We start from the raw sequence: 20,091 nt of genomic DNA on the forward strand, positions 1-20,091 counted from the left end.
TAGCTATCTTTGCACACCGATTTTCAAAAATATGCAATCAGAGCCAATCAATTTTGATGATACTGCAACTGCGTTTGCTTATCGCACAAACGGAGAATTGAAGAACTCCCATTTTGTATTCACTACCATGAGCAAACCATGGATGGTAAAGCTAGGAACTGTAATGACAAACCTGGCATTGAAACTGAAATTGCCTGTGAAGGGCATTATTAAAAAAACCATATTTAATCAGTTTTGTGGAGGTGAGTCAATCAAAGATTGTAGTAAAATGATTAACCTGTTGGGGGATCATAATGTAGAGACAATCTTAGATTATTCTGTGGAGGGGCTTAAAAATGAGGACGGGTATAACGATACCAAAGAAGAGGCATTAAGAGTGATCGATTTTGCTTCTACCAATGATCACATTCCTTTTTGTGTACTAAAACTGTCCGGCCTAGGCTCTACAGAGCTAATGACTAAAGCACAGACTAAGGAGAAGTTGACGGAAGTTGAGAAAACCAAGCTTTATAACGCCGAGCTTCGAGTAGATGAAATCGTGAAGAAAGCTAGTAGCAAAGGCCTAATGGTGATGATTGATGGCGAGGAGTCGTGGTTTCAGAGCTTCATCGATGGGGTAGCCTATCGAATGATGGAAAAATACAACAAAGACAGACCTGTAGTTTACAATACCTACCAATTGTATCGACATGATATGCTGGACAGGTTAAAGAGAGCACAGATTGAGGCGGAGGTCAATGGCTATTATCTCGGGGCAAAGCTTGTGCGCGGCGCATATATGGAGAAGGAGCGAGACAGGGCAGAGGAGATGGGTTATGAGTCGCCAATCCATAAAAACAAGGAGGCAGTGGATAAAGACTATGATGAAGCATTGCGCTACTGCATGCAGCATATAGACAAAATGGGAATTTGTGCCGGCACGCATAACGAAAACTCCAGCAAGCTATTGGCCCAATTGATGGCTGAGCACGGGATTTCAAATAAGGACAGCCGAGTGTTTTTTGGTCAGCTGTTGGGGATGAGTGACAATATCTCATTTAAGCTGGCAGACATGGGCTACAATGTAGCTAAATATGTTCCCTATGGTCCGGTAGAAAAAGTACTTCCGTATTTGTTTAGAAGGGCAGAAGAGAACACCTCAATTGCCGGGCAAAGTGGAAGAGAATACACATTAGTAAAAAAAGAGCTGAGAAGAAGAAAGTCAGCCTAAATAATAATTAATAAGTAGAATAAGCAATTACGATGCAGTTAAGCGAACAGGAAATTCAACGAAGAAAATCTCGCGAAGAGTTAATGGCGATGGGGGTGAATCCATACCCGGCCGAATCTTTTGATGTGAATGTAACTGCCAAACACATCAAGAAGAACTTCGAAAGCAGACCGAACGACTATGCAAACATTTCCATAGCCGGGAGACTGATGAGTCGTCGGATTATGGGCTCAGCATCGTTTGCAGAAATCCAGGATTCCAGCGGTCGAATTCAGATTTATATCCGAAGAGATGATATCTGTTCGGGCGAGGATAAATCACTTTACAATGATGTCTTCAAAAAGAAGATGGACATTGGAGATATTATTGGTATCAAAGGATTTGCATTTAAAACAGAGGTGGGGGAAATCTCCATCCATGTGACTGAACTGAAAATGCTAACCAAGTCTTTACGGCCGCTTCCTATTGTGAAAGAAACGACTGATGAAGAAGGAAATAAGAAGACATACGATGCATTCAGAGACCCGGAGCAACGATATCGTCAGCGATACCTGGATTTGATTGTAAATCCGGAGATTCGGGACACATTCGTTCAGCGAACCAAGCTTATCAACTCAATTCGAGAATACCTAGCTGACAAAGGCTACCTGGAGGTGGAAACACCTATCCTTCAACCATTGTATGGGGGAGCTGCAGCACGACCGTTTAAGACGCATCATAACACACTGGACATGACGCTTTATCTGCGGATCGCCAATGAGCTTTACCTGAAGCGCTTGATAGTAGGTGGGTTTGATGGTGTGTTTGAGTTTGCTAAGGATTTCCGAAATGAAGGAATGAGCCGGTTCCACAATCCGGAGTTTACACAGGTGGAATTATATGTCGCCTACAAAGACTACAACTGGATGATGGATACTATGGAGGAAATGATCGAGAAGGTGGCGATGGATTTGCACGGAGATACGAAAGTGCAGGTAGGGGACAATGTGATCAATTTCCAAAGACCATGGAAGCGATTCACTATGTTTGAGGCGATCGAGCATTTCACAGGGATTGATATCTCTGAAATGGATGAAGCGGAGCTTCGAGCGACAGCAAAAAAATTAGAGGTGCCTTTGGATGAAACTATGGCTAAAGGCAAAATTATTGATGAGATCTTCGGTGAGAAATGTGAGCCATTATTGATCCAGCCGACATTCATCACGGATTATCCGGTGGAGATGTCTCCGCTGACCAAGAAGCACCGATCCAAGGAAGGGTTAGTTGAGCGTTTTGAAGCAATCTGTAACGGAAAGGAGATCATGAACTCCTACTCGGAACTGAATGATCCGGTGGATCAGCGTGAGCGCTTTGAAGAGCAACTGGAGCTTGGAAAACGGGGAGACGATGAGGCCATGACGTTAGATGAAGATTTCCTTCGTGCGTTGGAGTTCGGAATGCCACCAACGGCTGGCGTTGGTTTGGGTATCGATCGACTCTCAATGATCATGACCAATTCGAATTCTATTCAGGATGTATTGTTCTTCCCGCAGATGCGACCGGAAGTGAAATCCAAAGCAGTGGAGCTTGAAGGTGATGAAAAGGCTGTGTTCGAAATGCTGGAGAAGGAGGGAAAAGTTGAGTTGAATACGCTAAAAGAACAATCAGGTTTATCCAACAAGAAGTGGGATAAGGCAATGAAAAAACTGACTCAGGGAGGGTTCGCAAATGTGAACAAGACGGAGGAAGGCTTGTTTGTGGAGGTGGTTTAAACCAGTGCACTTTCTAGTAGAGTCATTCCCGAAGGTAATCTATTGTCTTATTGATGATCCTGTTTATTTGTCATAGACTCCCTTCGGGAGTGACTTTATCTTTTACTATGTCATTTCGAACCTGAGGAACGAGGGTGAGAAATCTCCCATTTTGAGATTCCGGTCTTTGTCGTTCCTCCAAAATCTGAATGACGGTAGTAGGGCAGAATCATAGAGAAGCTGAAAGAATTTTCTTGCTCATGGGGACTCTTACTAGACCATATTCCCTTGCGAACGACCTCAGGAGTGAGACTTGGGAATCTCTTTCGACTTATTATATTCATTTAATAGATTCCCATGACTCGGATAGCTGCGCTATCCTCCCAAGGGAATACAGAGTATAGGGTAGCTGATATCTTTAATGGAAGTAAATCCCCCTTTGAAGGGGGGGTGCAGGGGGAAATGTGGAAGGCAGGGGGATGTCACACTCCCAACCCCAACAGCGGCAACTTCTTCACTTTATGGTAAGTCAGGGCTGCTTTGATGCATTGCTTCAATTCCTTTTCAGGTACTTCGTCATCTAACTTAAAAACGATGGCACGGGTAGTTTCATAATTGAATAGGTCACCATACGCCAGTTGAAAGGACGGAACCAACTTGCTAGTACACTTAAAGTACATGGCATACTGATCAGGCTTCTTCTCTTTCCAGTCGATGCGGATGGTGCTGCCATGTTTGGTGAGGTAGCTAGGCTCTCCCCATTTCAACGTTTCTTCCAGATCGGTGATCTCGATTTCTTTGGCCGTTTCCAGGATGAGTTTGCGTAGATAAGCTACTTTTTCTCTGGCTTGGGGAGGATAGGAGGAGAAGGTGGATTGGACAGTGGATTTGTTGGTCATTTCATCAAATATAAAGAGCAAACAAAAACCGCCATCCCTGACGGTTCATGTCTTATGATTCTTTCGCTGCGAGATTATGCAAACTCAGGCATAGGTGTGTAGAAGAATTGCTCCTTCACCACCTTTCCATCGTTCACCTCATACACGCAAATCTCATCCATATTGATTGGTTGATCCATGCCTTTTAAAGTCACTTTGGATTTCATGGTCATGGAGAAGAAATTTTCAGCTACGATAGGATCTGAAATTTCACTCTCATGAAATTCAGTTACCATACCATGCCATTCTTCTGCTTTTTTGGCAATGGCATCCAGTCCCTGAACAGTGCCCCAGGCACCACCTTCCGGTTCTATGCTTTTGATATCAGGTGAATAAAACTTTTTGATGCATTCTTCCCACTTCCCCACTTTGCACATGGCTACAAATTCGTTGGCTACTTCTTGAGTTGTCATGATTTTTATCTGTTAGAGTTAAACATGACCCAAAGAAATTAGTTAGAGTGACAGCCCTATGTCACTGGTGTTAAAATATATCGTCACTCCGAGGTTTGAGATGAAAATCGAAAACTGAAGGAGTCCCCTGATCTGGGGATTCCTTCAGCTTCGTCCTGCCTTTTGAGGCAGGCAAGATCAGATTTCGGAATGACGTTTACATCCTGTTTATTTTAATTTTGCGATCTTGGCGGATTCTATGCGAAAACTGCTGGTAATACTCGCTTTAATTACTTTCCATTTTGGTCAGTGTCAGTACCTGGATTTGGCAAAGATCGAATATGCCTATTTACCTGGAGACAATGCAAACTTCGAGTATCAGCGGCAAAGGGTATTATTCAACATTCCCTTCAAGCTTAAAAAGAATTCTTACTTTTTTGCGGGGCTTGATTATAGCAGTATCCAATTCAAGCATAGAGAAGAACAGGATTCGTATAATAAAAACAACGCTGAGAATTTCAAATCACTCGGCCTGAACTTATCATATACTTTTCAAATTAATGATGACTGGATTTTTGGTGCTCAAATCTCTCCATCATTCAACAGCAACCTTGAAGGCAGCCTGAAAAGAGAAGACTTGCTTGTCTCGGGCCTTATCGTTTTTGTGAAGGATAAGAAAGATTCAGCAAGCGTGAGGAAACCTTTTCGGATCATTACAGGAGTATATTACAACACCAATACACGTTTGCCATTCCCGTTACCATTTATCAGCTATTATCGAAAGTTTCGTCCAAAGTGGTCATACACGATAGGTGCACCATATTCGAATCTTCAATATCATTTAACTGAAAAGCATCGATTAAAAATTTACGCTGAAGGAGATGGGTTTAATACCAGTTTACAAAATGGTGTTATCATCAATGATAACCAATTGGCAAATCGGTTAAGGATGTTTTTGATTTTGACAGGCGTGCGATACGAGTACAATATTGCTAAGCATGTAGAATCGTATATAAACATCACCCGAACCGTATTTTCGGATGTTCAATTGCGGGACGGAAAGGAAAATGTCTTTATCCCGGCCATCGATGATGCGATGCTTTATCGTATTGGGGTGAGGTGTAAGATTTGAATATGCCCTTGAGGGGTTCGGAGAATATAAACATCCCCCTTCCATCTCACAGTCCTGCGCACCCCCGAAACGCCGGACCGCCTTCAAAGGGGAATTAGGTACAGGCATTCGATATCAAATATTTTAGATTCTGCCTTTATTTGAATAAAGTATTCATAAACGCTTTCCAAAACTGTGGTCGGTTAAGTGAAAACATCACTTTCATATCTTCAGTCAAGCTACTTTCTTCATCCAGGAATCGGAAAACAGACTGAATATCAGGCTTGGTGTAGAGTCTGGTAAAAATCTCCTCTCCCAAATCATTGCGAGAAGAAAGAACGTTCAGAAAAATGGAATCATACATTCGGAACCTTGAGTTGGCAATTCCTTTCTCCGGTCGCTTTCCTTTCTTTATGTTTTCTACCATCATCGTCGAGTACCGGTCTGCATTCTTAAAGGAGTATCCTGAAGAGGGGCGAACCCAGCCTCCTGCTGTTCCGATCTTGGTTAAGTGTTTTTCATGATATTTATGAAATGGAAAATCTGACATGGGGATTAGTCCCTGTTCTACTTCTTCTACTTTATATTCAAACAAGTTTAAATAGGTTGCAATGTATCTTCTAAGGAATTTGTCATATTCATCGTCCATCAAAAGTTGATCGTTGAACAACGTGAACTCTACCAGTGCTTCCGTTTCAGAGATAGGAAGAACGTAAGTGAAACTGGTGCTGTCCTGCCATTTCAAACGATAGTCCATCATGGTGAAAGTCTCAGGATCAAACGTTGGTTTTTTGGTTTTCACAAACCAACCCTTGAAATGCTGAATGAGTGAGTGATAGTCATCCTGCTTTACATGAAAAGCTGGCGGAATCCGACTGTCAAAAATGTGATCAGCATGATAGTTTACAGAAGACCCTTTTATGTCCTGATCGTTTACTTCAACCACCTCATCCTTCACCCACTTTACATTTTCGGCTTTTGCAAGCTCACCTTTCGCGTGCGAATAGAAATTAGCCGATCTCACCATCTTATAGCGATACGGCTCCAAGTCAAAATCAATGGTTTGCTCCAGGTTTATAAATAGACCCTGACCCCATGTTTTAGTAGCCAGCTGATCCCACATGGTTTCTCCCTGCTCCCAAAAGCACCACGTCCGATCATTTGTGGACTTTTCATCTTTGTCCAAAACCAAAATGGATTTCTCTTTAAAAAACGGATCGCGAATCATCTTTAGTAGTAGCTGGAGCCCGGCAGCTCCTGCACCTATGATCGCATAATCGTATTGTTTTTGATGCATTTGGGATAAAGATAAAGAGCCTTGCAGAAGCAAGGCCCTAAATCCACCAAACTATACTTCAATGAAAAAGTTTAATGATCTAACTCTGAGCACTCATAGCCTATTCTGTCCAGTAGCACAGCAATGTTCTTATACGAAAGCATATATACCTCTACCTTGAGTACGTGTTCCCAATCATCAATATCCACAGTCCATCTTTTGATGCAATTTAATTTGCTGAATGCCTGACTGACCTTTTCAACATCTGCAGTTGTCCTGATGTTAGTTTTAAGAATCAAAGTATTTATTGAATGTCTTGAGCGGGTAAGCGTTTCCATATTCCTAAAATTGAATTCTGTACATAACATCCGGGAAGAAGCCGATCTGTTCAACCGTATTGACCTGATCTGTGACTTCATTGTATCTTCTCACGAATTCGTTTTGTCGATTAGTCACATTTTGGAAGTCCACAAAGAACTGATGAGAGACTTTTCTTCGGTTTAATCGAACACCAAATTTCACATCCCATCTAAAGTACTCACCGTATCGCTGGCTATATGCGATATCGTCCATTCGAACTTCACGTCCGGCATTGCTTCTGGTCGCTTCAATATCGATAGGAGTGAAAGGACGACCTCCCGAAGTGGTAAGCTTGGTATCAAACGTCCATGCATTTTGACTGTTGGAACCGAACTTCCACTCTTTACCGAAGAGCATGTTTAAGACGTAATTGCTATTGAATCCAGTGCTGCGCTGAATACCGTCACTTCCTTTGTATTGGGATTCAAATAATGATCCTGTCAACAGTAAATAATAACTGTTACTGAAAAATTTTTCAAGGGTGATCTCCGTGCCGTAATTAAAGCCCGATCCTTCATTAACGAGTGAGCCTTCTTGCTCGAAGATGAAATCTGAGCCTTCATTAATGATGCTGTAGCTGCCCGGACTGGAAGTGACAGGTACATCAAATAATGACTGGTAATAAAATTCCGTTTTCAGTCTCCAACTAGGTCCTAAGTTGCGATCCAGGCCTAATACATAGTGATGGGCTTTCATAAAGTCCAGACCGACGTTTGTGGCCTCAGTAACACCGGGAGAAGTTTCTTCTCTATAGAAGAGGATAGGCGCAGGAATGGCTTGAGCGTGAAGCCCGTAAGCGAAGCTGATGCGCTGCACATCTGACTGTTGCCAGCTAATTGCTGCACGCGGCTCAGCTATGAATTTCTCTGTAAACTCATGATACTGGGTGTGAACGCCGAAAGTAGTTGATAGCTCATCTGTGATTTTGTATTCTGCCTGAGCATAATTCTGTAGCAAATTGTATTGCTCTTCTAAACCTACCTCTAGCAAGAAGTAATCTGGAATGGAGTCATTGTTATTATCCGGAATCTCAGCTCGGTCATCACGATTTTCACTGAACAGGTTCATGTCATATGTTTCATTCAGAAACCCGACACACAAAGTCCAATGCGAGTTGAATTTGTGGTTGAGGGTTGAGGTAATTGTGTACCGGTTTTCACGGTTGTCTACATTGATTGATCTATATGATTTAATAAGCTCTTCATTTTCATCCAGTATGCGGTTGTCCTGGGTATAAGTGTGCGCGTTTGTAGAAGCTGCCAGCGAGGTTTTTAAGTAAGTGTTTTGGCCAAATCTCAGCGTATTACTTACGCCCAGCAATCCAATTTCACTATCTACGAAAGCATCTACTGCCGGATCGGCAAAAAGATCATCTTCCTGGATTTCATCTCCTAAGAAATCAATACTGCTTTTGCCGCTAAATCCGAATAGTTCAAACCTTCCTAACTTGCTCTCACCCAGGTTCGCTTTGAAAGACAAATCCTGATAAAGTGGAACGGCAGATGTGCCAGTGGCTGCCAGACTTGCAATCCCGTATCGATAGGAGGTGACGAAAGAAGAATTATTTTCCTTATTGATCGGTCCTTCTGCCATAAATTCCAATCCTGAAAATGCTGACATCTGTCCGGTAAACTCAAATTTATCAGTGTTTCCGTTTCTAAACATAACATCAAATACAGCTGCATTTGCGTTTCCATATTCCGCCGGAAAAGCACCTGTTAGAAAGTCAGAGGTACGAAGCATGTTGGTATTTAGGGCATTCACAGGGCCACCAGTGGTTCCTAAGGTGTTGAAGTGGTTAGTTGTGGCAATGGGGATTCCTTCTATTCTCCACAGAAGACCCACAGGTGAGTTTCCGCGAACCACTATGTCATTTCGAGAATCATTTGTGGCACTTACACCTGCAAAAGAGGTTGCAAGTTTTGCCACGTCATTTCTTCCTCCGGAAAAGCGAGTGACCTCTTCTATGCTAAACGTTCGAGCACTCACCTTTGCCATTTCATTTATAGGTAAGTCTTTATCTGCATCTGTAGTGACAACCACCTCCTGAAGTCGCTCCACAGATTCTTCCAGTAAAAGATTGAGAATTACTTCTTTGCCGGAGGTTACAAGTACGTTTGGAACAGTTATGCTTTTATATCCTACATAGGTCACCGCAAAAGTTTGCCTACCTATAGGTACATCATCTATTCTGAATGATCCATCTACTTCAGTTATGGCCCCTTTGATAGGATCAGAATCAACCAACTGAATGGTGGCACCTATTAAAGGATACTCAGCCTGTGCATCTAAAATTGTACCTTTTACTGTTTGTTTTTGAGCCAGACTGACAATCGAGGTTAGGATGCCCAGTATCGTGATAATAATAGCTTTTAAGTTTTTCATTATTTTTTGAGTATTGGTTTTGATGCTAACCTACGGGGGAGGCGTAAGTCCGGAAATGCTTTTCGGCATGATACAGCGGATTACTTGGTTCAAATAGGTTAATGGAGGTCTGAACCGTATTTCTTTATTATTCATTAATTATATCGGGTTCGGTAAGGTTTATTCCCATTTCATCCCAGGTTTTATCTGGTTCACATGATTATCATTTTGCAGAGTGGTGTTCACTATCTTAATTCACGATAATGGGAAAACTGAGAGAAATACATATCCGCTGGATTGGAATTTTAATAGTGGCTGGACTTGCCACCTTAAATGATGGCGAGGATCATATGGCCGGTGAACCATTCTGGTTTCATTATTTCGTTTCACTTTGCTTTACTGCTGTTTACTGGAATGGGGCATGGGCTATTATCTATTTTTTTAGAAGAAAGTTTCCCGAGATCAGCAAAACCAAAAGAAGACTTTCGTTTTCGGGTTTAGGGGTCATTATTTGGATGTCCGTTGGAGGGATCCCCTTAAAAATGATATTTAATGTGGTAACATGGAAAGAAGTGTTGACCATCGAGGAGCATTTAAGATACTTGCCATTCAATTTTGTAATTGCTGCTGTGGTTTCCCTTTCTTATGAAGCATTCTATTTTTTCGAGAAGTGGAAAGAGCAGTTTCGTCTCTATGAACAATTAAAGAATCAGCAGGTGCGCACACAATATGAGGTACTACAGAACCAGATGAGTCCTCATTTTCTTTTTAATAGTTTAAATACCCTTACCACGATTATTCCTGAAGATCCAAATGCTGCGGTAGCATTTACAGAAAAGCTCTCTGAGGTTTACAGATACATTCTTCAAAATAAGGATCGTGAGCTGGTGAGCCTGAAAGAGGAACTTGATTTTGCGGAATCTTATCTTTTTCTGCTTCGGATGCGGTATCCGCACAACCTCAGTTTTCAATTCAATATTGACAAGAAGTACCTGGAACTGACTATCCCTCCGCTTACCCTTCAAATGTTGGTAGAGAATGCCATAAAGCACAATGTGGTCTCAAAAGCCAAACCTCTCCACATTGATATTTACATTGAGAATGGACAATCTGTGATCGTAAAAAATAATTTGCAGTTAAAAGGTTCACTGGAAAAATCGACAAAGACCGGGCTGGAAAATATTCGTAAGCGGTACAGTATTTTGGGAAACCGAAAAATAGATGTGATAACAAGTGCCAACAATTTTATGGTAGCTGTTCCTTTGATTGATCTATTGGAAGAAAAAGATTTACATCTGGTATGAGGGTACTAATCATCGAAGACGAAGCACCGGCATTTCGACGCTTGGAAAAGATTCTGGCGGAAATAGACCCAACAATTGAAATAGTTGAGGTGCTGGACAGTGTAGAGGATACTGTAAAGTGGCTCAAAAACCATCAACGTCCTGACCTTGCGTTGATGGACATTCAAATCAGCGATGGAATCAGTTTTCAAATTTTTGATGAGATTGAAGTAAAGTGTCCTGTTATTTTCACAACAGCCTTTGATGAATATTTGCTAAAAGCGTTCAAGGTCAACAGCATTGACTATCTATTAAAGCCTATCAAAAAAGAGGAGCTGGAAAAATCACTGGTTAAATACAAAAACCTACAAAACAGCTTCAGTCAGAATGGGCTGGATATGGCTGCTTTATTGAGTCAAATCAACCTCACCGAAACAAAATATAAATCGCGATTTCTGGTTAAACAGGGGGATAAAATGATGGCCATTCGGTCTGAAGACATTGTTTGCTTTCAAAGAAAACACGGAGTGGTACATATATTCACCAAAAATGATAAATCTTATTTGTCAGATTTCACCCTCGATGAGTTAATACAGCAATTGGATCCTCAGGTTTTCTGTAGGGCCAACCGACAGTTTATTCTTAATGCAAACTACATTTCCATTGTTCATAAATATTTTAAAGGCAAGCTTCTGATAGATCTGGATCATTTCAATGGTGAACAGATCCTAGTAAGTAGTGAAAAATCCACTGCCTTTAAACAGTGGCTGGATCAGTAATTCTCGAGAGGTTGGTATTACCTATCCAACCAACCCTTGAAATGCTGAATGAGTGAGTGATAGTCATCCTGCTTGACATGAAAAGTCGGCGGAATCCGACTGTCAAAAATGTGATCAGCATGATAATTTACAGAAGACCCCTTTATGTCCTGATCGTTTACTTCAACCATCTCATCCTTCACCCACTTTACATTTTCGGCTTTTGCAAGCTCACCTTTCGTGTGCAAGTAGAAATTGGCCGATCTCACCATTTTGTAGCGATACGGTTCCAAGTCAAAATCAAGGGTTTGCTCCGGGTTTATGAAAAGACCCTGACTCCATGTTTTAGTAGCAATCTGACCCCACTTGGTTTCATCCAGCTCCCAAAAGCACCACACCCGATCATTTGTAGACTTTTCATCTTTGTCCAAAACCAAAATGGATTTCTCTTTAAAAAACGGATCGCGAATCATCTTAAGTAAAAGCTGTAGGCCGGCAGCTCCTGCACCGATGGATCGCATAAACGTATCTTGTGTCCATTGACAGATAAAGCTACAATTAGTTTTATTTGTTCAATAGCTTATAAATTGAGGTTGTGAAATACCCCATCGAATCAGAAGAAAAACGAACCATTAATAGGATCACATTTCGTCAGTCTTTGAATGACTTTCTAAATGCCTTTAATGTGGAACGAGGATTGATTTATACTCTCAGGAATCTCTTTACAAACCCGGGTGAATTGATTCGAAATTACCTGGGTGAGGGCCGATACAAAGTAGTAAATCCATTTCGACTACTCATTCTGACCACAGCAGTCAGCCTTTTGGTAATGTATATAAGCGATTTTCAGGCAGTTTTCAACGAAATGGAAGAGGGGTTTAGTAAAGGGTTTGACAAATCAGAAACAGGCTATATCAATGAGATAATGTTTGACTGGTACAATCTTTTGCTTTGGATTTCGATACCCATTTTCGCACTCTGTACATTTCTTTTAAATAGAAAATCACAATACAATTACGCAGAGAATCTCGTTTTACAGGCATTTTATTTCAGCGGGATCAATTTACTCATGACTATCCTGATGCCGTTAAATTGGGTGATTGATAATGGAGTGGTATTTCTAATTGTCTTTGTACCAAGTATTGCCTTCTACTTTTATTTGATTTCATCGTTCTATCAACGAAAAGGAGTCTTGTTTTTGATCAAGAACATCTTGGGCTATTTATTGGCCTACCTTATTTATTCAGTTGTTTTAACGGCCATTCTTGGGTTACTTATTTTGAATACAAACTAACGATCCAGCCAATCTTTAAATGCCCGAACTTTTTCTCTACTCACAATGACTTGCTCACCGAATTCAGGTTTTAGTGAGATCAAAAGACGGTTGTTGAAGTACGAATCAATGGAGACGATGTGATCATCGCAAACCATCATGTGTCTGTTGATTCGGAAATAGCGATCCGGGTTCAATATTTTCTGCAAGTCATCCAATGAATGATCTATAATGAGCGATTCTCCTGTCAATGTTCTGAGATATGTAGTACTTGATTCACTGTAGAAATATGCAATTTCTTCTACCGGGACAGACTTAAACTTATGCCCCGTTTTTACAAGAAACTTCTTTTTAAACTCGCCTTGCAACTGCGATTTTAAGTTGCTCATTATGGTGTCAATATCACCCTGACTTCTAACCTTCCTCAGTTTTTCAATTGCAGATATCAGTTCTTCACTTTTTACAGGCTTTAACAAATAATCAACGCTGTTGTATTTAAATGCATCCAAAACATACTTATCAAATGCCGTAGTGAAAATCACATGCGGATATGTCTTCAACGAATCGAGCACATCAAACCCTATACCGTCACCTAATTGAATGTCAAGGAAAAGAAGTTCGGGACATTCATTTTTTTGAAGCCATTGAATGGAAGATTTAACCGAGTAGAAGGTTTGAACAACAGAAATAGAAGTATGCTCCTGAATCAGTTTGTTGAGCCTGTCAGCGGTTAACTTTTCGTCTTCAATGATGAGGGCATTCATGTGCTGGTCAAAGGTAGTCTTACTTGAAATATTTCATCATTGTCGGTGATCTCCAGCGTCCTGCCGGAAGCAAGTTGAAGTCTGTTGGATAAATTTTTCAATCCAATTTTTGTCCCCGGTGCAAGATTTTCCTTTTTCCTTTTAGGGTTAGAAACGATAATCGCTTTTTCTCCATCATTTGAAATGCAAATTTCCAGCGGATCATCCATCGAGAAATGATTGTGCTTAACCGCGTTCTCAACTAGCACCTGGATCGACATAGGAGGGAGTTGAAGATTTGAGTTTTTGATTGTCAGTTCATTTTTTATCAAGATTCCAGATTGATGTCTCATTTTCAATAAAAAGACATAGCTGTCAAGAAAATCCAGCTCCTCTTTGAGGTCTACAACACTTTTTTCATCGTTTTCCAGAATGTATCGATACATATCCGAAAGCTTTGAAATGAACTGAATGGCTTGTTTTGAATCATCTTCTACGAGTGAGGAGAGAACACTAAAGCTGTTGAATAGAAAGTGTGGATTTACTTGATTCTTCAGGCTTTCTAACTTGGCGGCAGCCAACTCCTTCTGAATCTGCTCTTTCTCCATGGCGCTTTTAATGGCATTTCTTACATACAGAATGATGATTTCATAAGCGATGATCAAAAGGGAAATAACGAAACCCTGAGCAGCATTGATCAGAAAACTTCCATAATAGTGTTCCGGGCAACAACTAATATATTGAAGGATATTGTCATAAATGTATGCGAATAAAAACACCAAAGGCAACATCAGAAGTGTTGCCTTTGTAGAAAGGATGTATAATCCTTTATTAGAATTTATACTTGTTTTATTGCTGGTAGCATAAATATAGCGAGCCACTATTTCCCATAGCGCAAGAATGACAATAACAGTATAGGCAAGCGAGATCCATGTTCCCTGATCCCAGTGAAATAACTCATTTCTGAAATCATCCCTTGTCAGCTTAAAAAAGAAGAAGACAAAGACAGCAATTGTAAACCTAAATCGGTACTTCATTCAGTAAAATTACTCTCCATCTTTCGATGCAACCGTTTTTGTCGGAGTAATATTAAAAGACAAAGTAGTCCCTGTAACCTGATGAGTTCCATTGGTTTTGGAAGAAACAATCGTGGTGTATTGACCCGGATCAACATCTTTTGCTGAAACAGTAACCACATAATGATCAACATTTTCAGTATCCTGTTTTACCTCAAAAGCTAAACCGGAGCTACTTCGAAGAGTAGGAATTAAAAATTCTGCTTTTTTTGCCATTCGGGACCTTACAATCCAAAGATCAAAGGTTGTCTCACTCTCTGCTTCGAGAGATATAGAATACTCTTGTGCAAAGATTTTAGCACCCTTTCTTGGTGCTTCAAAATTTTGGGCCATAGCTAATGTACCTAATAGAAGAAGGGTAAGGAATGTAATATGCTTTTTCATAATCGTGATCAGTTTGATTGTACAAATGACACGCTTATTCCTCATGATAGTGCTACTATTTTAGCTGGATTGACATGTTTTCTATTGAGTTGTGGTTTTTTCTAATTGAAATGGATCAGTCTTTTGATTTTATGCTTTCTAACAGGCTAAGAACCTGGATATTAATAGATTTTTTGCTTGCCTCCTTAAGTGATTCAATCATATGTCCAGGAATATTTTCATTTTTTTCCAATTTAGATGTGATTTCTAAGATAAGATTAGATAGATCAATTAAATCTCTATAGTTTTCGTATTCATTTTGACATCCTTGATTATATTCTTGGACGATTTGGCCTAAATCTGTCACACCAAATTCTTTGTCAAGAATGCGATTGGATAAAGTTTCACAGTCTCCCACAAACTCAGCTACTTTTTTCCTAAAACCTATATTTGGTACAATTAAAGTTTCGCCACCAACTTTAATCAAAACATTTGTATCAAAAGTATTTCCACCATCTTGTTTGATAGCGTAATGGCTAAGAAATCCTTTGTTAAGAAGTTTACCTATTATTTTTTTGTTATTGAATGTAATTGGTTGGTATATATCACCAGTAAGTGTAGCGCTAATTATTTGGTACGCTTTAAAATTCTCTTTTCCAGATTGTGTTCTGATAACCACTTCATCATAGTACCTTTCTTGAGTAAAGCTGATTTGTCCATAGATCGTATCCCTTTCCAATGTTACTAAAAAATCGCTCTGCGCCCTGGAGGTAAGGGGAATGATTAAAAAAGTTGTGATAAATATGATTGCTTTCATGAAATTATATACTTGTTATGGACGTGAAATTATAATATTTCAAATTGAATTAAATTTTTCATACAAAACATAAAAAAATAAAACCTTACGATCTTTCATTGCGTATTGATTTTTCATACATTTAATGAATTAATCAATTTTTGTAGAAATGAAAGGAACCAATCTTGGTGAATTTGAAGAGATAGTGCTACTCACAATCGCATCATTGATGTCCGAAGCATACAGTGTCAACATCGTAGATGAAATTGAGGATGTAACTGGTCGAAAGACAAAGCTTGGTGTTGTTCACGCTGTGCTCAAAAGAATGGAGGATAAAGGACTAATTACCTCCGAACTAGGTGAACCGACCAAAGAGCGAGGAGGGAGAAGGAAACGATTCTTTACGATTTCCCACACCGGCAAAGTGGCTTTATTGAAAGCCAAAGAGCAACGAGATAAACTGTGGGGCAAAATTCCTGAACTTGTTTTTCAAGGTTCCTAATGAAGGAGGAATTGAAAGGCCCACCTCGATGGATGGATAGAATCATTGAATTCTATTGCCGCAAAGATCTGCTTGAAGATTTGCAGGGGGACTTACATGAGTATTATTTCAGAAACCTTGAGAAGAGTCGGAAAAGGGCTAATCTGATTTTCCTTCTGGATGTGTTCAAATTCTGCAGACTATACACCATTCGAAAACCCAAACTAATAGGACAAATGACATATTTTAATTTATTGGGCAACTACTTCAAAACCAGTGTGCGAAGCATTGCCAGAAACAAGCTCTTTTCTTCAATAAATATTGTCGGGCTGGCAGTATCTATGTCAGTAGGGCTGCTCATGATCACTTACATAGGTGAAACACTCACTTTTGATGAGTTTCATGAAAAGAAGGATCGGATTTACCGGGTAACATCAACATATCAAAGTGTATCCAACGACGATCCATTTGACCTGGCATCAACCTCCGTTTTTATTGGGGAAAAACTGCGAGAGCAGTATACCGGATTTGAAAAGGTGCTGATCATGCGACGTAACTTCTATGCAGATATTGCCAAAGGGGAGAACATCATCAATGTGAAGGGGATTTATTCAACTCCCGAATTTTTTGATGTCTTTTCTTTCGATTTAAAATCCGGAGATCCTGCTACTGCATTAAAGGAGCCTAACTCAATTGTCCTGACAGAAAAAGCAGCTAAAAAGCTTTTCATTGATGAAGATCCGGTCGGCCAGATAGTAACAGCAGGCGAGAAATCATACACAGTCACAGGATTGATGAGTGAAGTTCCGCAAAACTCCCACCTCCAATTTGAAGCACTTGCTTCTTTCTCAACTTTGGAAAAGGAACATCGGGACGATGAGAACTCTACCTTTTTTACATGGAGAAGCATATGGATGAACTATGTCTATCTACTGCTTGATGAAGGAGTAAGACCGGAGCAAATCAATCAGAATTTAGCTGAAATAGCTGCTGAAGAAAATGCGAAGACTGACAGATATACGATCACACATGAGTTGGAGAGTCTGCTGGATATTGTTCCAGGTAGGGATTTATCCAACCAAATTGGCCCCAGCATCAATTGGGAAAATATCTACCAGCTGCTTGGCTTGACTTTGATCATCATTTTATCAGCTTGCTTCAATTACACCAATCTGTCAATAGCGCGAGCATTAAGAAGAGCCAAAGAAGTAGGCATAAGAAAAGTGGTAGGCGCATCTCAAACCCAGGTGCTCATGCAATTTGTTTTTGAGGCGATTCTAATAGCTGTTTTCTCCCTGATTGTTGCCGGGGGATTTTACCTGCTCATCAAACCGGAGTTTGTTTCGTCAGTTGTGGATGAGGAAAACATAGGCATGCAGTTTAGATGGATGCATCTTTTTTATTTCTTGCTTTTCGCTGTTGCGATAGGGTTTGTTTCCGGAATCCTGCCATCTCTGGTTTTATCAAAATTGAAGGCCATTTCTATTTTAACAGATGTCACTAAGCTTAGGCTATTTAAAGGTGTGAATCTGCGAAAGGTGCTTATCGTATTCCAATTTGCTATCTCGATGGCCCTGATAATAGGTGCTACCATTACCTATCGTCAATACAATTTTTCCATCAACTATGACCTTGGTTTTACTTCCGAGAATATTTTGAATATGGAGCTAATTGGTAATGATTCTGAAATTTTGATGTCAGAGCTTTCCAAACTTCCTGAAGTGAAGGACATATCTCGCTCAGGAATGATACCTAGTACAGGAGAAATATGGGGGGATGAGTTGAAATACAAGGATCCAATGGATTCAGTATCCATTTATTTCAATCATGTGGACAAGAACTACTCAAACATCCATGAAATGAAATTTTTGGCTGGTGGAACATTCCCTTATGACTTAAAGGAGGAGGGTGAAGATCCTAAATTCATTGTCATTGACCGGATGCTTTTGGAACGATTTGGTTTTGAAAAGCCGGAAGACGCACTCGGGGAGATTTTGTATTTACAAAGAAGGGTGGAGGATGATGTGCAAGTACAGGTTACAGGTGTCATTGAAAATTATCAATATCAAAACCTAGCAAACGATCCTAGACCTACTGCTCTTTTGCAAGGGGCTAAAGGGGATTTTCAATATATAAATATGGTCATTAGCTCTACTGATATCATTGGCCTGATGGATAAGATGGAGGAAATATGGACTGATGTAGAAAAATTGCATCCATTTACTGCAAGTTTTATGGATGATCAAATCCAGTCTTCATATGCCCATTATAAAGTGATGTTCAGGATATTTACTTTTCTGGCGATACTGGCTATTGCCATTTCTACAATGGGATTATTGGGGATGGCTGTTTTTACTACCGAAACGAGAATAAAAGAAGTGAGCATTCGCAAAGTACTGGGCGCATCAGAGCAAAACCTGATCATGATTTTATCACGAAGCTTCATGATCATGCTCTTCATATCGGCAATCATTGCGATTCCATTTACCTATTTCTTTTTCACAGAATATATTCTGGGAGAGTTTAAGAAGCGAATTGATATTGGCCCGACAGAATTACTTCCTGGGGTTCTTTTGATTTTCCTGATTGGCTTTTTGACCATTAGCTGGCAAACGATAAAAGCCGCAAAAACCAATCCAGCGGATATGCTGCGGGACGAATGATTTAATTGGTGAGCTGAATTTTCTCACCAAACAGCGATTTCTCCCTCTTCGGAGAGGGTAGGGAGAGGATTACGAAAAGTCGTTTGGGAGAAAATTCAATTTCTGAGTACCTATAGAATCTATTATTTGTATTTTCATGGAATGGACAGAAAAGAAGCAAGATCCATTCTGGAATCAATGACCGAAGGCGACAGCCTCCTTCGCCACGCCAGAACTGTAGAGCTGGTGATGGAGGCATATGCTCAAAAGTTTAATGAAGATGCGAATGAATGGGCAATCACCGGGATGCTTCATGATGCAGACTATGAAAAATACCCCGATGAACATCCTAATAGAGTTGTGGCAATGCTCCGAGAAAAGGGAGAGGAGAAGATTGCCCACGCGATCTCTGCTCACTATACAAAATGGAATGTGCCTTATGAGACTACTCTGGATAAGGCATTATTGGCTTGTGATGAGCTCACGGGTTTCATTGTAGCTTGTTCACAAGTGAGGCCGGAAGGAATTGAGACCCTTACAGCTAAATCAGTCAAGAAAAAGCTGAAGCAGGCCAGCTTCGCCGCAAAGGTGGAACGGGATGAGATAGCATCCGGTGTTGAGATGTTAGGTGTGGATATAACAGAACACATTAACTTTATCATAGACGTCCTCAAGAAAAACAAAGAGGAATTAAACATCTAAACCGACCTTATTATGAAAAAGAAAATATTGATTGGAGTTGGAATTGTGGTTGTACTTATTGTGGCAGCTATTTTCTATTTGAACAATCGCAATAGAACCCTAAGCCCTCCGGGACAAGCTATTGGCGCAATGAACGGTGATACCGTATCAGTAGAATATTCCAGACCTTCTGTGAGAGACCGACTGATTTTTGGAGAGGAAGAGGAAGGAGCATTGCAACCATTTGGAGTTTATTGGCGATTGGGAGCAAATGAGCCTACGCTCTTGAATGTAAACTACGATTTTATGTTCGGCGATGCGCAAATAGAAGCCGGAAAGTATGTGATTTATGCCATCCCTAGAAAAGGAGAGATGGAGCTTAGGCTCAATTCAGATCTAAGATTTTGGGGCTATTCCGAGCCTGATTATGAAAAGGATTTAGCCACAGTAATCGTACCCATGAATCAAAGTAATCATACCGAGCAGTTTACCATTTCAGTGGAAAGCTCAGCTTCCGGATTCGAGTTGATATTCAATTGGGGTAAACAGCAATGGAGATTGCCATTGGAAAAGCAGTAAATTCAAAGTTGTCCCGCCACCTAGAGTGGCAGGAC

General features: G+C 40.4%; 20 protein-coding genes. 10 read left to right on the forward strand and 10 right to left on the reverse strand.

Annotated elements, in window-relative coordinates; translation table 11 throughout:
- Positions 1-31 precede the first annotated feature (31 nt).
- Together RIC88_RS11545 and lysS are read left to right on the forward strand one after the other, a co-directional pair.
- Entirely contained in the window at positions 32-1,210 is a 1,179-nt protein-coding gene (locus tag RIC88_RS11545; RefSeq protein ID WP_350217686.1) for a proline dehydrogenase family protein, read from the forward strand.
- A 32-nt stretch (positions 1,211-1,242) separates the two neighbouring features.
- Positions 1,243-2,961, forward strand: a complete 1,719-nt coding sequence (lysS, locus tag RIC88_RS11550; RefSeq protein ID WP_350217687.1) for a lysine--tRNA ligase — start codon at positions 1,243-1,245, stop codon at positions 2,959-2,961.
- 461 nt (positions 2,962-3,422) lie between these two features.
- On the opposite strand, the gene RIC88_RS11555 is transcribed toward lysS, so the two are convergent.
- Both RIC88_RS11555 and RIC88_RS11560 read right to left on the reverse strand, forming a co-directional pair.
- Positions 3,423-3,839 carry a DUF1801 domain-containing protein gene (locus RIC88_RS11555; RefSeq protein ID WP_350217688.1) on the reverse strand — a complete coding sequence of 139 codons (417 nt, stop codon included), beginning with the start codon at positions 3,837-3,839 and terminating at the stop codon, positions 3,423-3,425.
- A gap of 74 nt (positions 3,840-3,913) precedes the next feature.
- Positions 3,914-4,291 carry a nuclear transport factor 2 family protein gene (locus tag RIC88_RS11560; protein WP_089356895.1) on the reverse strand — a complete coding sequence of 126 codons (378 nt, stop codon included), beginning with the start codon at positions 4,289-4,291 and terminating at the stop codon, positions 3,914-3,916.
- 238 nt (positions 4,292-4,529) lie between these two features.
- On the opposite strand from RIC88_RS11560, the gene RIC88_RS11565 reads away from it, so the two are divergent.
- On the forward strand, positions 4,530-5,402 hold the full coding sequence (locus RIC88_RS11565) for a DUF6268 family outer membrane beta-barrel protein (protein ID WP_350217689.1): 873 nt from the start codon (positions 4,530-4,532) through the stop codon (positions 5,400-5,402).
- A gap of 136 nt (positions 5,403-5,538) precedes the next feature.
- Here the strand turns inward: RIC88_RS11565 and RIC88_RS11570 are convergent, their stop codons facing one another.
- The 3 genes from RIC88_RS11570 to RIC88_RS11580 all read right to left on the reverse strand — a co-directional run bounded on the left by RIC88_RS11570 (position 5,539) and on the right by RIC88_RS11580 (position 9,402).
- Positions 5,539-6,678 (reverse strand): lycopene cyclase family protein, encoded by a 1,140-nt coding sequence (locus tag RIC88_RS11570; RefSeq protein WP_350217690.1) that lies wholly within the window; start codon positions 6,676-6,678, stop codon positions 5,539-5,541.
- A 71-nt stretch (positions 6,679-6,749) separates the two neighbouring features.
- Positions 6,750-6,995: a hypothetical protein gene (locus RIC88_RS11575; protein ID WP_350217691.1), complete on the reverse strand. Its 246-nt coding sequence runs from the start codon at positions 6,993-6,995 to the stop codon at positions 6,750-6,752.
- Positions 6,996-6,999: 4 nt separating this feature from the next.
- Positions 7,000-9,402 carry a TonB-dependent receptor gene (locus RIC88_RS11580; RefSeq protein WP_350217692.1) on the reverse strand — a complete coding sequence of 801 codons (2,403 nt, stop codon included), beginning with the start codon at positions 9,400-9,402 and terminating at the stop codon, positions 7,000-7,002.
- A 242-nt stretch (positions 9,403-9,644) separates the two neighbouring features.
- On the opposite strand from RIC88_RS11580, the gene RIC88_RS11585 reads away from it, so the two are divergent.
- On the forward strand, positions 9,645-10,685 hold the full coding sequence (locus tag RIC88_RS11585; RefSeq protein WP_350217693.1) for a sensor histidine kinase: 1,041 nt from the start codon (positions 9,645-9,647) through the stop codon (positions 10,683-10,685).
- A complete protein-coding gene (locus RIC88_RS11590) occupies positions 10,682-11,443 on the forward strand; it encodes a LytR/AlgR family response regulator transcription factor (RefSeq protein ID WP_350217694.1) in 762 nt (253 codons plus the stop codon). The genes RIC88_RS11585 and RIC88_RS11590 overlap by 4 nt, the downstream gene beginning before the upstream one ends.
- Before the next feature lie 17 nt (positions 11,444-11,460).
- Here RIC88_RS11590 and RIC88_RS11595 read toward each other — a convergent pair whose 3' ends face one another.
- On the reverse strand, positions 11,461-11,943 hold the full coding sequence (locus tag RIC88_RS11595; protein ID WP_350217695.1) for a lycopene cyclase family protein: 483 nt from the start codon (positions 11,941-11,943) through the stop codon (positions 11,461-11,463).
- 74 nt (positions 11,944-12,017) lie between these two features.
- On the opposite strand from RIC88_RS11595, the gene RIC88_RS11600 reads away from it, so the two are divergent.
- Positions 12,018-12,716, forward strand: a complete 699-nt coding sequence (locus RIC88_RS11600) for a DUF3667 domain-containing protein (RefSeq protein WP_350217696.1) — start codon at positions 12,018-12,020, stop codon at positions 12,714-12,716.
- Here the strand turns inward: RIC88_RS11600 and RIC88_RS11605 are convergent.
- From RIC88_RS11605 to RIC88_RS11620, 4 genes are all read right to left on the reverse strand, one after another.
- On the reverse strand, positions 12,713-13,459 hold the full coding sequence (locus RIC88_RS11605; RefSeq protein ID WP_350217697.1) for a LytR/AlgR family response regulator transcription factor: 747 nt from the start codon (positions 13,457-13,459) through the stop codon (positions 12,713-12,715). The two genes, RIC88_RS11600 and RIC88_RS11605, sit on opposite strands and share 4 nt — an antisense overlap.
- Positions 13,456-14,475, reverse strand: a complete 1,020-nt coding sequence (locus RIC88_RS11610; protein WP_350217698.1) for a sensor histidine kinase — start codon at positions 14,473-14,475, stop codon at positions 13,456-13,458. The genes RIC88_RS11605 and RIC88_RS11610 overlap by 4 nt, the downstream gene beginning before the upstream one ends.
- Positions 14,476-14,484: 9 nt before the next feature.
- Entirely contained in the window at positions 14,485-14,898 is a 414-nt protein-coding gene (locus RIC88_RS11615; RefSeq protein WP_350217699.1) for a hypothetical protein, read from the reverse strand.
- A gap of 115 nt (positions 14,899-15,013) precedes the next feature.
- Positions 15,014-15,694, reverse strand: coding sequence for a hypothetical protein (locus tag RIC88_RS11620; RefSeq protein ID WP_350217700.1), 681 nt, complete (start codon positions 15,692-15,694; stop codon positions 15,014-15,016).
- Between the two features lie 148 nt (positions 15,695-15,842).
- Here RIC88_RS11620 and RIC88_RS11625 point away from each other — a divergent pair, with 148 nt between their 5' ends.
- The 4 genes from RIC88_RS11625 to RIC88_RS11640 all read left to right on the forward strand — a co-directional run bounded on the left by RIC88_RS11625 (position 15,843) and on the right by RIC88_RS11640 (position 20,056).
- Entirely contained in the window at positions 15,843-16,175 is a 333-nt protein-coding gene (locus tag RIC88_RS11625; RefSeq protein ID WP_350217701.1) for a PadR family transcriptional regulator, read from the forward strand.
- Positions 16,175-18,817 (forward strand): ABC transporter permease, encoded by a 2,643-nt coding sequence (locus RIC88_RS11630; RefSeq protein WP_350217702.1) that lies wholly within the window; start codon positions 16,175-16,177, stop codon positions 18,815-18,817. Before RIC88_RS11625 ends, RIC88_RS11630 begins: the two co-directional genes overlap by 1 nt.
- Positions 18,818-18,943: 126 nt before the next feature.
- Positions 18,944-19,498: an HD domain-containing protein gene (locus tag RIC88_RS11635; protein WP_350217703.1), complete on the forward strand. Its 555-nt coding sequence runs from the start codon at positions 18,944-18,946 to the stop codon at positions 19,496-19,498.
- Between the two features lie 12 nt (positions 19,499-19,510).
- Positions 19,511-20,056: a DUF2911 domain-containing protein gene (locus RIC88_RS11640; protein ID WP_350217704.1), complete on the forward strand. Its 546-nt coding sequence runs from the start codon at positions 19,511-19,513 to the stop codon at positions 20,054-20,056.
- Positions 20,057-20,091: the final 35 nt, after the last annotated feature.

The sequence above is a fragment of the Ekhidna sp. genome, from assembly GCF_040220215.1.
GTDB lineage: Bacteria > Bacteroidota > Bacteroidia > Cytophagales > Cyclobacteriaceae > Ekhidna.

Bases quoted from the DNA above. Each gene is read 5' to 3' on its own strand.
- RIC88_RS11545 (WP_350217686.1), top strand. From the start codon at position 32: ATGCAATCAGAGCCAATCAATTTTGATGATACTGCAACTGCGTTTGCT.
- lysS (WP_350217687.1), top strand. From the start codon at position 1,243: ATGCAGTTAAGCGAACAGGAAATTCAACGAAGAAAATCTCGCGAAGAG.
- RIC88_RS11555 (WP_350217688.1), bottom strand. From the start codon at position 3,839: ATGACCAACAAATCCACTGTCCAATCCACCTTCTCCTCCTATCCTCCC.
- RIC88_RS11560 (WP_089356895.1), bottom strand. From the start codon at position 4,291: ATGACAACTCAAGAAGTAGCCAACGAATTTGTAGCCATGTGCAAAGTG.
- RIC88_RS11565 (WP_350217689.1), top strand. From the start codon at position 4,530: ATGCGAAAACTGCTGGTAATACTCGCTTTAATTACTTTCCATTTTGGT.
- RIC88_RS11570 (WP_350217690.1), bottom strand. From the start codon at position 6,678: ATGCATCAAAAACAATACGATTATGCGATCATAGGTGCAGGAGCTGCC.
- RIC88_RS11575 (WP_350217691.1), bottom strand. From the start codon at position 6,995: ATGGAAACGCTTACCCGCTCAAGACATTCAATAAATACTTTGATTCTT.
- RIC88_RS11580 (WP_350217692.1), bottom strand. From the start codon at position 9,402: ATGAAAAACTTAAAAGCTATTATTATCACGATACTGGGCATCCTAACC.
- RIC88_RS11585 (WP_350217693.1), top strand. From the start codon at position 9,645: ATGGGAAAACTGAGAGAAATACATATCCGCTGGATTGGAATTTTAATA.
- RIC88_RS11590 (WP_350217694.1), top strand. From the start codon at position 10,682: ATGAGGGTACTAATCATCGAAGACGAAGCACCGGCATTTCGACGCTTG.
- RIC88_RS11595 (WP_350217695.1), bottom strand. From the start codon at position 11,943: ATGCGATCCATCGGTGCAGGAGCTGCCGGCCTACAGCTTTTACTTAAG.
- RIC88_RS11605 (WP_350217697.1), bottom strand. From the start codon at position 13,459: ATGAATGCCCTCATCATTGAAGACGAAAAGTTAACCGCTGACAGGCTC.
- RIC88_RS11610 (WP_350217698.1), bottom strand. From the start codon at position 14,475: ATGAAGTACCGATTTAGGTTTACAATTGCTGTCTTTGTCTTCTTCTTT.
- RIC88_RS11615 (WP_350217699.1), bottom strand. From the start codon at position 14,898: ATGAAAAAGCATATTACATTCCTTACCCTTCTTCTATTAGGTACATTA.
- RIC88_RS11620 (WP_350217700.1), bottom strand. From the start codon at position 15,694: ATGAAAGCAATCATATTTATCACAACTTTTTTAATCATTCCCCTTACC.
- RIC88_RS11625 (WP_350217701.1), top strand. From the start codon at position 15,843: ATGAAAGGAACCAATCTTGGTGAATTTGAAGAGATAGTGCTACTCACA.
- RIC88_RS11630 (WP_350217702.1), top strand. From the start codon at position 16,175: ATGAAGGAGGAATTGAAAGGCCCACCTCGATGGATGGATAGAATCATT.
- RIC88_RS11640 (WP_350217704.1), top strand. From the start codon at position 19,511: ATGAAAAAGAAAATATTGATTGGAGTTGGAATTGTGGTTGTACTTATT.